At 38.8% G+C, this 14976-nt stretch carries 15 protein-coding genes; 4 read left to right on the top strand and 11 right to left on the bottom strand.

Features of this window, described 5'->3' with window-relative positions; all coding sequences use genetic code 11:
• Positions 1-5: 5 nt before the first annotated feature.
• Positions 6-353: a Na-translocating system protein MpsC family protein gene (locus HXV90_RS02370; protein ID WP_004230595.1), complete on the bottom strand. Its 348-nt coding sequence runs from the start codon at positions 351-353 to the stop codon at positions 6-8.
• A gap of 573 nt (positions 354-926) precedes the next feature.
• Here HXV90_RS02370 and fdhF point away from each other — a divergent pair.
• From fdhF to HXV90_RS02355, 3 genes are read left to right on the top strand one after another with little or no spacing between them, the layout of a single operon-like run.
• Positions 927-3863 carry a formate dehydrogenase subunit alpha gene (gene fdhF, locus HXV90_RS02365; protein ID WP_269898269.1) on the top strand — a complete coding sequence of 979 codons (2937 nt, stop codon included), beginning with the start codon at positions 927-929 and terminating at the stop codon, positions 3861-3863.
• A 4-nt stretch (positions 3864-3867) separates the two neighbouring features.
• A complete protein-coding gene (locus tag HXV90_RS02360) occupies positions 3868-4347 on the top strand; it encodes a helical membrane plugin domain-containing protein (protein WP_048392447.1) in 480 nt (159 codons plus the stop codon).
• A 12-nt stretch (positions 4348-4359) separates the two neighbouring features.
• On the top strand, positions 4360-5406 hold the full coding sequence (locus HXV90_RS02355) for an Mrp/NBP35 family ATP-binding protein (RefSeq protein WP_269898268.1): 1047 nt from the start codon (positions 4360-4362) through the stop codon (positions 5404-5406).
• Between the two features lie 46 nt (positions 5407-5452).
• On the opposite strand, the gene HXV90_RS02350 is transcribed toward HXV90_RS02355, so the two are convergent.
• The 4 genes from HXV90_RS02350 to HXV90_RS02335 form a co-directional block, all read right to left on the bottom strand.
• The gene (locus HXV90_RS02350) at positions 5453-5743 is read right to left on the bottom strand and encodes a hypothetical protein (RefSeq protein WP_066037759.1); all 291 of its coding nucleotides are present in this window, start codon (positions 5741-5743) and stop codon (positions 5453-5455) included.
• Positions 5744-5836: 93 nt separating this feature from the next.
• Positions 5837-6946: a PA2928 family protein gene (locus tag HXV90_RS02345; protein WP_269898267.1), complete on the bottom strand. Its 1110-nt coding sequence runs from the start codon at positions 6944-6946 to the stop codon at positions 5837-5839.
• A gap of 24 nt (positions 6947-6970) precedes the next feature.
• Entirely contained in the window at positions 6971-7801 is an 831-nt protein-coding gene (locus HXV90_RS02340) for a CbrC family protein (RefSeq protein WP_269898266.1), read from the bottom strand.
• A 25-nt stretch (positions 7802-7826) separates the two neighbouring features.
• The gene (locus HXV90_RS02335) at positions 7827-8135 is read right to left on the bottom strand and encodes an antibiotic biosynthesis monooxygenase family protein (RefSeq protein WP_048392433.1); all 309 of its coding nucleotides are present in this window, start codon (positions 8133-8135) and stop codon (positions 7827-7829) included.
• An 88-nt stretch (positions 8136-8223) separates the two neighbouring features.
• Here HXV90_RS02335 and HXV90_RS02330 point away from each other — a divergent pair, with 88 nt between their 5' ends.
• On the top strand, positions 8224-8910 hold the full coding sequence (locus HXV90_RS02330) for an ArsR/SmtB family transcription factor (RefSeq protein WP_066037762.1): 687 nt from the start codon (positions 8224-8226) through the stop codon (positions 8908-8910).
• A 19-nt stretch (positions 8911-8929) separates the two neighbouring features.
• On the opposite strand, the gene HXV90_RS02325 is transcribed toward HXV90_RS02330, so the two are convergent.
• From HXV90_RS02325 to HXV90_RS02300, 6 genes are all read right to left on the bottom strand, one after another.
• The gene (locus HXV90_RS02325) at positions 8930-9802 is read right to left on the bottom strand and encodes a DMT family transporter (protein WP_115673326.1); all 873 of its coding nucleotides are present in this window, start codon (positions 9800-9802) and stop codon (positions 8930-8932) included.
• A gap of 177 nt (positions 9803-9979) precedes the next feature.
• Complete coding sequence (locus HXV90_RS02320; RefSeq protein WP_081011037.1) at positions 9980-10942, bottom strand: alpha/beta hydrolase; 963 nt, start codon at positions 10940-10942, stop codon at positions 9980-9982.
• A gap of 163 nt (positions 10943-11105) precedes the next feature.
• Positions 11106-12467, bottom strand: coding sequence for a sensor histidine kinase (locus tag HXV90_RS02315; RefSeq protein WP_054550443.1), 1362 nt, complete (start codon positions 12465-12467; stop codon positions 11106-11108).
• The gene (locus tag HXV90_RS02310) at positions 12464-13138 is read right to left on the bottom strand and encodes a response regulator transcription factor (protein ID WP_112118421.1); all 675 of its coding nucleotides are present in this window, start codon (positions 13136-13138) and stop codon (positions 12464-12466) included. The genes HXV90_RS02315 and HXV90_RS02310 overlap by 4 nt, the downstream gene beginning before the upstream one ends.
• Before the next feature lie 141 nt (positions 13139-13279).
• Complete coding sequence (locus HXV90_RS02305; RefSeq protein ID WP_269899013.1) at positions 13280-14068, bottom strand: lipid II flippase Amj family protein; 789 nt, start codon at positions 14066-14068, stop codon at positions 13280-13282.
• 404 nt (positions 14069-14472) lie between these two features.
• The gene (locus HXV90_RS02300; protein ID WP_048392706.1) at positions 14473-14964 is read right to left on the bottom strand and encodes a kinase; all 492 of its coding nucleotides are present in this window, start codon (positions 14962-14964) and stop codon (positions 14473-14475) included.
• Between the last annotated feature and the right edge of the window lie 12 nt (positions 14965-14976).

Here is a 14976-nt window from a genome sequence, read left to right as displayed (position 1 = left end):
CCCCTTTATTCACTGATATGCTTTTCAAAAACAAAGACGGAAATCGCAAAATCCTCTTCAATTTTAATATCTGAAAATAAGTGAAGTAATTTGCTGCCCATCAATTCTTCCATACCCTCTGGTGGCGATTGTCTATATAAATCTTGAATCATACTCGTCCTTGCAGCATGCACCATTTTCAGCCCTTCTGGTGTACTGGCAATAAATTTTTCTGTCGGAGTGATATTTCCGTATAAGGTAGATACAGCCATATTCTCGACAAAAACAGTATGAATACGTTCAGGACCTTTACCAAATACTTCCTTTCTTAACTTTCGAATCATGTCATTAAATTCGTGGATTTTTTTAGACATAGCAACGATTCTCCCATCATAATTAAACTTTTTTAGGCAAATGGTTATGTAGGCCACCCTTACAGTTTGTTAATGATATAGCAACTTTTAAAAAAATAAAAGAGAAAATACTTTTTGATAATAATTCTCATTTAATAAATTTTATGATAAATATTGTTCATTTTGAAGGAAAGGGCTATAATATTCATATCACAAATGGAATTAATTTATTTTGAACCCTATGTTACGATGTTGCATAGTGTTTTTAATAGTTGAATTCTATTGTAATTAAAAAATAAAAGTAGATTGAGTTTTTAGCAAGACCTGCTAAGAATTTTATCCACCATGAATTATTAGCATGTCTCGGACATGTAATTTCATGGTGGATTTTTTATTTTTTCAAAACCGAGACATGGATAACATGTTATGATCTAGCAATTTACCTATTTTGAGGTAGCTTCAAGAACCATTGGGAATTACAATGATAACAAGACAATCTTTTCAACAATCACCAACTCGATTTGTTATTCCCTTTTGTCTTAAGCTGTACCATGTTATCCGATTCGTCTCAAAGTGCAAAAGGAGGAAGTTACCTTGACTCAAATTAATATTAATGGCGTACCGTATGAAGTAAAAGAAGGAGCTACAATCCTTGATACCATTAATCAACATGACATTCCGCATCCACAGATTTGTCATGTGCCCGCTGTTGACCCCATTGAAACATGTGATACATGTATCGTAGAAGTGAATGGCCAATTAGTTCGTTCCTGCTCTACAAAGGCAGTAGACGGCATGAATGTACTCCTAACTTCTGACAAAGCAAAAGCGGCACAAACAGAAGCGATGGACCGTCTACTCGAAAATCATTTACTGTATTGTACAGTTTGTGATAACAACAATGGCAATTGTGCTTTACACAACACTGCCGAAATGATGGAAATCGAGCATCAAAAATATCCCTACCAGCCAAAAGTGGAACCTCATGAAGTAGACATGTCACATCCGTTTTATCGATACGATCCTAACCAATGTATCGCTTGTGGTCAGTGCGTAGAGGTTTGTCAGAATCTACAGGTAAATGAAACATTGTCCCTTGATTGGGAAGCAGAAAGACCACGTGTCATTTGGGATACGGGCGTTGCTATCAATGATTCTTCCTGTGTAAGTTGTGGTCAATGCGTAACCGTATGTCCATGTAATGCCTTAATGGAAAAATCCATGCTTGGAGAGGCTGGATTTATGACTGGCCTCAAACAGGATATGTTAGATCCGATGATCAGTTTGATTAAGGAAGTTGAACCAGGCTATAGCGGTATTTTTGCCGTTTCTGAAGTGGAAGCAGCCATGCGTAGTAAGCGCACCAAAAAAACAAAAACAGTATGTACTTTCTGTGGTGTAGGCTGCTCGTTCGAAGTTTGGACAAAGGGTCGTAAAATTTTAAAAGTACAGCCTTCCGATGGTCCAGTAAATGCGATTTCTACATGTGTCAAAGGGAAATTCGGCTGGGATTTTATCAATTCTGAGGAACGTATTACAAAACCACTCATTCGTAAAAATAATGAGTTTGTGGAATCATCGTGGGATGAAGCACTTGATTTAATTGCAACAAAACTAGGTGGCATTCAACAACAATATGGTCCAGGATCTGTTGGCTTTATCTCCTCTTCTAAAATTACAAATGAAGAGAATTACTTAATTCAAAAAATGGCCCGTCAATTATTTGGCACAAACGATGTCGATAATTGTTCTCGTTATTGCCAATCTCCTGCAACTGATGGTTTATTACGTACAGTTGGCATGGGAGGAGATGCTGGTACGATAAAAGATATTGCTAAGGCTGGACTTGTCATTATTGTTGGGGCTAATCCAGCTGAGGGCCATCCTGTTTTAGCAACACGTGTGAAACGTGCACATAAATTACATGGTCAGAAATTAATTGTTGCTGATATTCGTAAGCATGAAATGGCAGAGCGTTCCGACATCTTTATGCGTCCAAAGCAAGGTACTGACCAAGTTTGGTTAATGGCTGTTACCAAATATATCATTGATCAAGGTTGGCATGATGAAGCGTTTATTCAAGAAAACGTCCTTCATTATGATGATTTTAAACAAGTACTTGCAACCTATACACTTGATTATGCACAAGAAATGACTGGTATTAGTAAGGAAACATTGATGGAAGTAGCTGAAATGATTCGTGATGCAGATGGTACATGTGTTCTTTGGGGCATGGGTGTAACACAAAATACTGGTGGCTCCTATACATCCGCAGCGATTTCAAATTTACTTTTAGCAACTGGGAACTATCGTCGTCCAGGTGCTGGTGCCTACCCACTTCGCGGCCATAACAATGTGCAAGGTGCCTGCGATATGGGGACACTTCCAAATCTATTGCCAGGCTATCAAAGAGTCACAGATGACGAGGCACGTGCAAAATTCGAAAAAGCCTATGGTGTCCCTATTCAACCACAGCCTGGTCGAAATAATATGCAAATGTTAGATGCGATCATGGAAGGAAAAATGAAAGCGATGTATTTAGTGGGCGAAGATATGGCACTTGTTGACTGTAATGCCAACCATGTAGATGAGGTGCTTTCACAGCTTGACTTTTTCGTTGTCCAAGATTGTTTCCTATCACGCACAGCACAATATGCAGATGTGATTTTACCTGCTGCGCCTTCGCTTGAAAAAGAAGGTACATTTACGAATACAGAACGTCGCGTTCAACGCCTGTATCAAGTATTACCAACACTTGGTGAGTCGAAAGCAGATTGGGAAATATTGCAAGCGGTTGCTCATCGTTTAGGGGCAGATTGGCATTATGATCACCCAAGCGACATTTTTGATGAAATGGCGAGCCTGTCTCCCCTCTTCTCACAAGCCAACTATGATGTTCTTGAAGGCTGGGGAAGCTTCTGTTGGGGTAGCCATGATGGTAAAGATACACCATTATTATATGAAGATGGCTTTAACTTCCCTGATAAGAAAGCTCGTTTTGCTTTAAATGATTGGGTGCAGCCTGTTGAGTTTGAAGCACAATACGATTGTCATATTAATAATGGCCGTATGCTTGAACACTTCCATGAAGGAAATCTAACAAATAAATCGAAAGGTATTCAATCGAAAGTACCTGAAATTTTCGTTGAAGTATCACCAGAATTGGCGAAAGAACGAGGCATTGCAGATGGAGCCCTACTTCGTTTAGTGTCTCCATATGGTGCCTTGAAGCTAAATGCTCTTGTTACAGATCGCGTACAAGGAAACGAATTATTCTTACCAATGAACTCTGTTAGCAAAGATTCAGCCATCAACTTCCTAACTGGCCCTGCAGCAGATGTGAATACGTCAACACCAGCTTATAAACAAACAAAAGTACGAGTAGAAGTGCTAAAAGCAAAAGGTAAATCACCACTTCCTCGCACAAACCCACGCTATAAAAAGCGTCATCCTCAAAATGGTGTTGAGGTACAACGAAAATGGAATCGTCCTGGCTACGTTCACTTAACAACCATAAACGAAAGAGAGTGAGAGCATGGCTGTACCCATTACAGGCATTAAAAAACAACAATTAACAGAAGAACAACTAAAAGAACAAAAATTAGATAATCTAAAAGAACTGCTTTCTGAAAATGAAGAAGCCGTCAATCAGGTGTTTAGTATTATGGCCGAATTAAATGATATCGGTGCACTAGAAGCAGCAATGAAGCTACTTGAAGCCAAAGAGGAAGTGGCACATATTGCACTTGGACAATTAACACGTAAGCCTGTAACCAATATCATTAACAATTTAATGGGTGTTGCGGGAGCATTGACGGAGCTCAATCCTGAAACAACGACTAAGCTGATTGAAGGCTTAAATACAGGCGTAGATGAAGCAAGTAAAGCACTTGAATCTAATGAAAAGGTCAGTGCCTTTAAGCTCATGAAAATGATAAACGATCCAGATGTCAATCGTGCGCTCAATTTTGGGGTTCATTTCTTAAAGGGACTCGGCAAAGGCTTAAAAGAATAAGGTGGTTCCTAAATGTTAACAAAAGAAAATGTTGTAAACGCATTGAAACAGGTAAATGATCCTGAGCTACATCAGAGTATTGTAGATTTGAAGATGGTGCGAAACATTCAAATACATGACAACCATATAGCGCTGGATATTATTTTGACCATACCAGGATGTCCGTTAAAGGCGAAAATACAGCAAGATGTGGAGGAGGCCTTACAAGCGCTTGGTGCCTCCACTGTTACCATTAGCTTTGGCGCTATGACAGATCAGGAGCGTCGCACTTTAACCGCCTCTCTACAGGCAAAGAATGTGACTGATCAAGGAATGCCAAACATGCTACTGCCTAATTCTGGTGTTCAATTCATTGCCATTACAAGTGGTAAAGGCGGTGTTGGAAAGTCTACGGTGACCATTAATTTAGCGGTTGCACTTGCTCGTCTTGGCAAACGTGTAGGTATTTTAGATGCTGATATTTATGGTTTCAGCATCCCTGCCATGATGAAGATTGATCAAAAGCCTACCATGCTTGATCAAACGGCGATTCCAGTAGAACGTAACGGCGTAAAAATAATGTCGATGGGCTTTTTTACAAATGACAACCAGCCTGTTATGTGGCGTGGTCCTATGCTCAATAAGTGGATTCGCAATTTCCTTGTCAACACGCTATGGGGAGATTTAGATTACCTCCTCATCGATTTACCACCTGGTACAGGAGATGTTGCAATTGATATGGCTGCGATGATTCCACAAGCCCAAGAAATCATCGTGACAACACCGCATCTTGCCGCTTCTCATGTTGCATCTCGTGCAGGCTTGATGGCGCAACATACGAAACACAGGATTCTTGGTGTTGTTGAAAACATGGCCTATTTTGAAGGTGCTGACGGTCAAAAAAACTATCTATTTGGACAAGGCGGAGCCGAACAATTAGCAGATTTATTACAGACAGATGTAATCGCTCAAATTCCTTTTGCTCAACCTGAGGAAAATACAGGTTCCTCGGTCTATGATGAAGTGTCGATAATCGGTGAAGTGTTTACTCATTTAGCAGAAGATCTACTCTATAAATAATTTAAAACCCTTGATTTGTTTTTACGCAAATCAAGGGTTTTTTCTATTACTTATAACCAGCCTTTTGTAACACCTGCATGAAATAAAAACGATACGTATTTTTTACAAATGTCTCTAGAGGTAGTCCTACATTCACTTGATATTTTGTAAATATAAAATAAAATCGTTTATCCCACTTTAGGCGTAATAACTCGCCTGCTTCTTCGCCATACTTCATCGTAAATTCTTCCATCAAAGGTTCGAGCATCTCATAACAATAATCTTTTAAATGGGCCAGTGCTTCAATATCCTTATCCCTTTGAAAGCGTATAATCCAATCTACTAATTGTTCATTCATATTTGCACGCCGTCCTTTTAAAAAGAGTTTCTTCCTATTAAATTATACTCCTTTTTTGGCGAATCAAAAAAAGAACGATTTTTCCAATAGATTTCACTCATCAATAGGACGATTCCAACGTAGATGATAGTGAACAGACCTCTTATTCATTTTTTTGTCCAATACCAGTAATCTATCACCAGCTTGAATGACGTAGCTATTCTCTAATGTCCGAACAGTGGGCTGTTGTTGTTGGGAATTAATGATGCCAATATTGCGTTCCCACAATACCTGATGTTTGTTCATATCATAGAGCAATAACATGTGTTCAGCACTTTCTCGCTGTGTTTGCCTATATGAAACAAGAGCCGTTTTTTCTATGATATCTACATCCACCACTTTTGGTTGTAAATTTTCATAGGCTTGAATGGCTGGCTCGGTTAGGACAGCTTGACTAAAATCGCGGATGGTCTGATAATCCTCTACAGGCTGTGGATGTGTAGCAAAATAGCCCGGCAATTCTGTCTCGATGAAAAAACGGGCAGATAGGTAATCTTGAGCCTTCGCATCCTCACTTAATGTTTTACCATCAAAGCGATAGAATTTGCCATCGACCCCTTCCAAATATAAATGGTTCTCTAGGACAGCCATTTGATGTGCATTATTGCTCAATATCGATATTAATGACGGATGTTGCGTTCGAAAATCTTTTTTAGAAAGTAGTTCTTTGCCTGTTTCCATATCTACCAAGGATAATTGACCAAACTCATCATCACGATGATGGACAAGAACACCCCCCATAAATTCCCCAAGCAGTGTTTCTTTATAGGAAGCTGATTTTGTCCATTGCTTTTCACCTGTTTGTAAATTTACAGCTACTAGGAGATGGTGTGCGATTAAATGCGTAATTCCATTCGATGTCCCATTATTTTCTGAGCCTTGCACCATTTGAACAGCAATGCTTTGTGAATCATCTGTATAAATCGGCGAATCGGATTTGATGGGAAAGCCTCTCCCCGCTAAGCCAAAAACAATCATTAATAGATTACTGACGAATAAAAAGGCAATGAGCAAAATGCTAGAAATAACGAGTCGTTTTCGTTTCATGACGATAAACAAAATTAGTAGAAGTCCCGTACCTAGCACGATGCAGAAAAAAATATCGTGGATAAGCCAACCATTTAAACGCCATGAATAGATATATCGTTGTAGAAATTGTTCCACTTCTCTACCCCCCTCAAACAACGACTAACTAAAATCTGAATAAAGCACATAACGGTCACATTCCAAGCATTGAAATAAATAGCCTTGATGATGACCATTGTTCATTAAGGATGCAGAAAGTTCTTCTTTTGAAAAGCCGGTATAATTATCAAATTGATCCTCAATTCCTAGCTCTACTAAATCACGCCAACCAACATAGCCGATAAACGCACAATAGTCAGAGCAATGTGCCACCCAATTATTGCCCTGCCAGCTTACATAGCCAGGCGTCCGAAAGAGTACTTCCTCAGCATACTTGGGGTTCGTAACCTGTTCATCATCCATTAAGTCTTGCTGGAAAGAACCATCATATTTTTGAGCTGCTTCCCCACTATGGATGCAGGAAGGACAAAGGTAATCTACTTCCTCAATTGCATAAATACCACCAGTATAATAGACATCCACTTCTTGCTCGCAACAATCACATACAACGATTTCATCTGTTTCAAAAATTTCAGCCTCTAGAGGGTTTGGTAGATATTTAAACGTTGGAATTTTCGTTTTAAGCTGCTGATGGTCTCTAATTTTTCTTGGCAGCAGAGGATTCACCGAATTTGGTTTATCTATGTAGGTCTGGAGAACGCCATACTTTTTTCGATCCTTTTTATCGTCTTTATTCATAATGACAGTAAATAACTGATATGCCTCAGGATACATCCTAAGTAAACAGTAGACCTCTACTAATATCCTTAATGTTTCTTCTGTTTGTTGAACCTGCTTTAATTGATCTTTAAAAATATGCATTTGATTAATGGTTATCGGATTGGAAGGATTAAATTTTTGTCTTAGTTCGTGCCATTCTTCCACAATCGTCATAAAAAATAAGCCTCCTTCTCACTTGCTATTTGGCAAATGAATAATCTTTTATCATTTGGCAGATTTCCACTTTATAGTTTGTGTACCATTTGTCTTTACCCAATTGTTGTGCTGTTAAATGCTTGGCATTGTCTTTCCATGCTTGGATAGCCTCTAGCGATTCCCAATAAGACACCGTTATGCCCTTTCCTTCCTCATTTCTAACACTTTCAACACGAATGAAACCAGGCTGTTGCTGTGCTAAGGCTTCGATTAGGTCAGCCATCTTTCCATAGCCATCCCCATCTTGCTCAGTTCTTTGCGATGTAAAAATCACTGCATAATATGTTTCCATTTATTTCTCCTCCTCTATTACTTTTATTGTAAACCATAATGACTTTGACTAAAATCTAAATATAGGACACTGAAAGGATTGTGACAGAATGGGAATTAATCCAAACATGGCAGAAATAGCGGCACTTCTTGGTGAAACGTCAAGGGCAACCATACTTGCTAGTATGATGGACGGTCGTTTTCATACGGCTAGTGAACTAGCATATATGGCTGCCATCAAACCACAAACTGCTAGCTTTCATCTTGCTAAATTAGTAGAAGGAAAGCTGATAAAAGTTGAAAAACAGGGTCGTCATCGTTATTTTCAATTGGCTGGTGAGGACATTGCTCAATTTTTAGAGTCATTCCTAGCCATCTCTCCACCACCTGAAGTACGTTCATTAAAGCAATCGAGCCAAATCAAGTTATTACAGGATGCTAGAACTTGCTATGATCACCTTGCTGGTAAATTGGGTGTCCAATTAACGGAATCGATGCTGAAGGCAGGCTATCTTACATTGGAGGGTAAACAATTTGTCCTGACAGATGAGGGCATATTATTTTTTACGACATTCGGAATCGATTTAACTGCTTTAAAGAGAAAACGACGATCCTTTTCTCATGCCTGTTTAGATTGGAGTGAACGGCGTTATCATTTAGCTGGTGCACTAGGCTGTGAGCTATTAAATCAATTTTTCAACCTTGGTTGGCTTTTACGAGTTCCCTCTATTCGCGCCATTAAAGTGACGGAGAAAGGGAAAATAGGCTTTAAAGAGGTCTTTCATTTAGATTTGTAAATTAGGAAAGGGCACGGAGTTATCTCCTAGCCCTTTCTCCACTAAAAGTTCGGTTTACTAAATAAATGCCCATGATGATGAATAAGCCGCCAACCATTAGTGATGGTTTTAACGGTTCTTCCAATAACACCCAGCCTGTTAATACGCCAAAAAAAGGAGCTAAAAATAAATAGGCACTTGTTTTTCCTGGATCACTATTTTGCAGAAGATAATACCACCCTGCAAATTGTATGATCGAGGAAAAAATACTAAGCCACAACAGAATCAATAACGATTGTGGATTCACAATAAAAAATGGCTGTTCTAACAATGCGCTTCCTAGTAATAAGAGTAAGCCTCCAAATAGCATCTGATAAGCAGATAAAACCCACGTATCAAATAACACGCCCCATTTTTTCACTAACAAGGTGGCAGTAGCCCAAAAAACAGCTGATAGCAAGCCAAAAAGGATGCCTACTTTCAATTCAACTTGTGCCCCCATCGTAATCATCACCCCGATTAAGCCAAACAAAACCCCGATCCATTGATAGAAACGGTAGGACACTTTCATGAAAATGGTGGCAAAAATTACAACTAGTAATGGGTTTGTAAATGTTAAAATTGAAGACTCACTTGCCGTAATGGTGCGGAGACTTAAAAAAATACACCCCATCACACCTGCTGTTTGAAAGAGCCCGATCATGCATAACTTGAACCACTCCCTCCTTGTAATAGGATGAGGTCTCTTCAAGATGATAACAACGATAGCCATGATTATACCAGCCAATATAAAGCGAAGTGCAGCTAATAATAAAGGCGAGGCATACGGTAAGCCTAATTTAACAATGGCAAATGATGAACCCATTAAAAAGGTCGTTACTACTAATAAAGCAATAAATTGATAATTTTTCATCCAATAGCTCCTTACCTGATAGAATAATTGTTCTACGTACATTATAATCAGGAAGTATTTCAATGCTCATCGAAGTATGGATTACAACTCAATTGAAAGATTTTATAAGATTTCGTAAGGAAGAGGATAGTATTAAAAAATCTTACCTCCAAAAGCAAAGAGGTAAGATACTATGGATTATTTATTTTGCATAAACGATCTGACGTTGTCTGCGATTTCCTCCGATTTTGTATGGTGTAAGTAATGATCCCCATCCAGTGTGATTACTTTGCCGTATACGGAATGTTTGACTTGTTCTTCATGCAGCGGTATCCAGTTCTTTTCAACTCCACCACTTTTCGCTTGGACAAATAAGAGAAGAGGTAAATCTTTAGGGAATGTAAGAGTTTTGGCTGCCGTGAAATTTTTGCTAATATGCTCTAATTCATTTGAAGTGCTTGTATTATAAAAGTTTTTGAGTGTAATCATCCTAATTTGCTCTTTTGTGTCGTCATCATACGGAAGACCTGCATAGGGATCATCTGAAAATTTTATAAGAATTCTTGCAATCCCTGATTTTTTTAGCAGCTGTAACGACTTAATTGGAAACTTCGTGTCCATACCACCCTGTGTAGGGACACTGCTATCAATCCCGACAAATCCAGTTACCTCATTCGGATATTTATTAACATAATCGAGTCCATAGATGCCTGCTATCGAATGTCCCATTAGCATATACCGATCAATCTTTAACTCCTGTAAAGCTTCATGGATTTCACTAACAATATTCTCTGTGCTTCGTTCTTTAGCTGTATCCTCACTTAAGCCATAGCCAAAGGGCTCTATTGAAACGATTTTATAATAGGGAGCTAGTTCATCTATCAATGGCTTAAAGTCGAGCGTTGGTGCTGCAGTACCGAAGCCTGGTAGTAATACGATGGTTTCAGCACCCTTACCTTGAATGGTGACATTCATTTTTTCCCCATTCACGGAGACGAGCTGACCATAAGGTTCTATTTTTCCTTGCTCTATCTTGTTGCAAATAATGTTTATTGTAAAAACAATGACAAGTAGCCCCACAATGGATATACCTAGGACTGCCATTGATTTCAGTAAAACACGCATAAATTTTTTCATGTTTGATGCACGAGAGGGATTCACCTTTACTCGTGCCTCCTCCTTTACTACGATTATTCCAGCTACTTTTGAGCTGTTAGTGCAACTATAAAGGAGAGAGATGTCTTCCGAATGACGACAATATGAACACAAGATGAACAACAAAAAAATGTTACGACATCTGTATAGGAGTCGTAACATGCTCTCTTTAATTTAAGGTAATAGGTAATTTGACAATCATTGTCGTTCCATGCCCAAGCTCACTCTCGACTTCAATTTCTCCTCGATGTAGTAAAACGATTTGCTTCACGATAGCAAGCCCCATCCCACTTCCTTCATACTTGTGACTATGGGAACGATCGGCCTTGAAAAACCGTTCGAATATACGTTGCTGATCCTCTAAAGAAATCCCAATGCCTCTATCCGTTATTCGGACTATCACATGATTTGCACTTTGCTTCATGCTGATCTCAATCGTATCATTAGGACTTGAAAATTTAATACTATTCGTAAGAATATTTGTCCATACCTGATGTAATTGATCGTAATCAGCCATGAGGCGAACAGCCTTCAACTGGAGCTCAAAATCAATATTGCGAGAGGACCATTGAGGCTGGAGGGAGACAATGACACGTCTAATTTGTTCATCTAGACTGAACGTATCGAGATGCATTGGCTGTGTCTTTGATTCTAGTAAGCTCAGCTTTAAAAGGCTATCACTCATCTTAGACATTCGATTGGCCTCCGAAATGATGATATCAAGATAACGGTTTTTCTCGTCATCCGTTACATCAACTTGTTTCAGTGCCAATGCGTAACCAGAAATGGAGGTAAGTGGAGACTGCACCTCATGGGACACATTCGATACAAAATCTCTCCTCATTTGCTCTAGCTGCTGTAACTCCTCCGCCATATCTTCAAAGCTTTTAGCCAACGTACCTAACTCCCCTGATTGCTTAATATTTAATTCGACATTGAAATCACCACCAGCAATATGTTTAGTGGCTTGTGTTAGTTTTTTGATTGGCTTGACTAAAAACATCGCTGCAACTAAAAACACAACGCTTCCAATAACAAGGGCATAAGTAGCAAAATTTAGAATCAACTTGATGGAAAAGGAGGTTGAAGGTAAAGCAATCGTTTGGATAAACATCGCTCTCGTTCCCATTTCAGTTGTTAGAGGTATGCCGACAAGTATGGATGAAATACCACTTGGAATTACTTGAATGACCTCTCCATCCAGTACAGCTTGTACTTGTTCCATTGTTACAGGGGCTAACTGATTGCCATGAAGCTTTCCGTAAGCCGTAAACTGCCCTGTTTCTTCATAAATGCGAACATGATAGGACTCAAGCTGATGCATATCACGTATAAAACGATCGGCTTCATGATATGGCAATGTGTTAAAAATTTGTACCATGTCTTGTCCAAAATTTAATAAGGGAATTTGTAAGTTTTCATTTAATTTATCTTTAAATACCCATGTTGCCATGAAAAAAGAGATAACCGTTCCCCCAATGACAGCAACTAGAAAGATTAAAACGACGCGTGTATATAAAGATTTAATCATTCCTCAACCTCAAGCCTATAGCCCAAACCCCTTATTGTGTCGATATGAAAATCAGTGATGGTGTTGAAGCGCTCACGCAGGCGCTTAATATGTACATCGATGGTTCGATTATCTCCCGCATAATCAATCCCCCAAATTTGATCGATGAGTTGTTCTCTTGTATAGACTTGTCCAGGTGTTTCGGCAAGCTTATATAATAATTCAAATTCCTTGAGCGGTAGTGAAATAACATCTTTACCTCTCATTATTTTATAGGTCTGACGGTCCAGCGTGACTTGACCAAGTTGAATGGTCTGCGAATGGCCAATCCTGTAGCGCTTCAAAAGTGCCTTTACACGTACAGTTAGCTCTAACGGATCAAATGGCTTTGTTAAATAATCATCCGTTCCAAGCTCAAAGCCCTTCACTTTTTCCCATGTTTCCCCTCTTGCAGTCAGCATCAGGAGAGGAAGATCCGTATTCGTTTTGCGGAGCTCCTTACATAGTGTCCAGCCATCCATCGTTGGCATCATAATATCTAGTACAACAAGATCAATAGGTGTTGAGCCGTAGATGGCTAATGCTTCTTTACCATCTCCTGCCTCCATTGTAGTGAACCCGTCTTTGCGCAGAAAAAGGCAAACAAGTTCACGAATGTTCGCATCATCATCCGCAACAAGTATCGTCGGCATACATTCGTTCCCCTCTTTTCGAATCTATTATTCACCCACATTATACTATATAATTTCTTTACTTCTCCCCTACCACACCTCACGATTAATTGCTGTGGCCTAAAAAACCACTTCCTAAAAATATAAAGGAAGTGGTTCTAATCAAGCAATTAACTTTGCAAACCATGCAACGTAATGAGCACCTGGAATCAATAATAGCTGTGCCACAATGGTTCCTAAAAATCTGGAGAACATCATCATAACAGACATTCTTTTCAGGTCTAGATAGCTTCCTCTCTTATTGATCACATCATCTGCTAGAATGGATATTTTCGGGTCAATGAATAGGATTAATAGTATTGTTGCAATGCCATTAATTAATCCAGATGCCATAACAGCGGTAGTCTTTAATTCTGGGACTAATAATGTGGCATACAATGCAGATAAAACGCCAATCGTATAGATAGCTGTAATAACAATATTGATAACAAATAATTTAATCGGTATATCCTGTAGACGAATGCCTTTTAAATAACTAAAATTTGGTGTATGAATATGCTTAATTCCCCGTCTTACATAGTCAAATGTAAAGCCCTTTTTCAATAAAGCCGGGATTGAGCCTCTTTCCTCAGCCAAATGAACGATAGCTCTTGAAAAAATGGCTACAAAGGTGGGAATAAGTAAGATTCCTACTATTGTTCCAAGCGAAGCCGCTCCAATAATTAGTCGAAATTGATGTTCTACAAATGTCATGGCATTCTCCGTAGGTGCTGTATCAACAAGGCTCCCTGTGAATGGTTGTTGCATCATATTGGCTAACCTCGACACCATGACCATTACATTAAAAAGAGATAAAGCCGAAGCTAGTAATTTGACACGTGCTCCTGATAAACGTACGGCATATGCAAGCGTTTCAATCGCATGAATGATTAAAATAAATAAAGCAATCATGATTAATTTTTCTGTTATTAAATCCACATATGTACCTACTCTTTGCTTTCTAACGATTTAATATTGTAACGCTTATTCAATAAAATAGTTCCAATTGAAAAAATGTGCTGTCCACGCCATAAAAGGTAATTATAAAAGGCGAGAGGTTGATTATTTCCAATGTGGAGAAGTGATGAGTGACTACCCTAGCCATAAAGAGTAGTGAATACCTTTGTTTTATTTGAAAAATTTTTCCAAAAAACATTTTAATGGGTTAGAATTGAAGGCTACTTGAATCTTGAATAGCGATACAGGTAACCTCTAAACTGATCTGTGTTCGCCCAGAGGAAAGCATGTAACCTGCACGGAAATTTTTCAACACTATGAAAAAACTTACCCTAAGGAGGGTAAGTTTTTTGTTACTTCTACAGTTGCTTTACCATTAATTTTAATAAATCATCCTGTGACATCTCTTCCGTCAGCAGCGTTTCACCATCCACCCCAAGATAATCATGCGGATTCCACCAAGCACGTAAAGAATCTTCCCCGAAGTCATTTTTTTTGGAACTAGAATGATGACGAATAACGGTTTCCTCAAAAGATAAATCAAAATAATAAGTATTGGCCTTCTGATCATAGAAGTGGATTAAATCCTTTAACATAGCTCCATAACGACTGGCATATAATATTCCTTCTACAATGACAACTTCACAACGACCTTTACCATACTCTGCGATTTGACGAATTAATTCAATAGAAAGATTGCCTTCTCGATCATGTACCTTTAACATATCACGTCGGACAACATCTTGCGCAATCAAAAGTGTACCATGTCCAAGATGATGCTGAAGTTTCTTTGCAATTGTCGTTTTCCCACTACCTGAATTTCCTCGGATAATAATTAGCTTAGAGTCCAATTTCCCCTTCTC

Origin of the sequence: Lysinibacillus sp. JK80, assembly GCF_027557635.1 — a bacterium.
In the GTDB taxonomy this organism is placed as follows: domain Bacteria; phylum Bacillota; class Bacilli; order Bacillales_A; family Planococcaceae; genus Lysinibacillus; species Lysinibacillus capsici.
The sequence above is the reverse complement of the archived record's forward strand: the minus strand, read 5'-3'. Positions and strand labels throughout refer to the sequence as shown.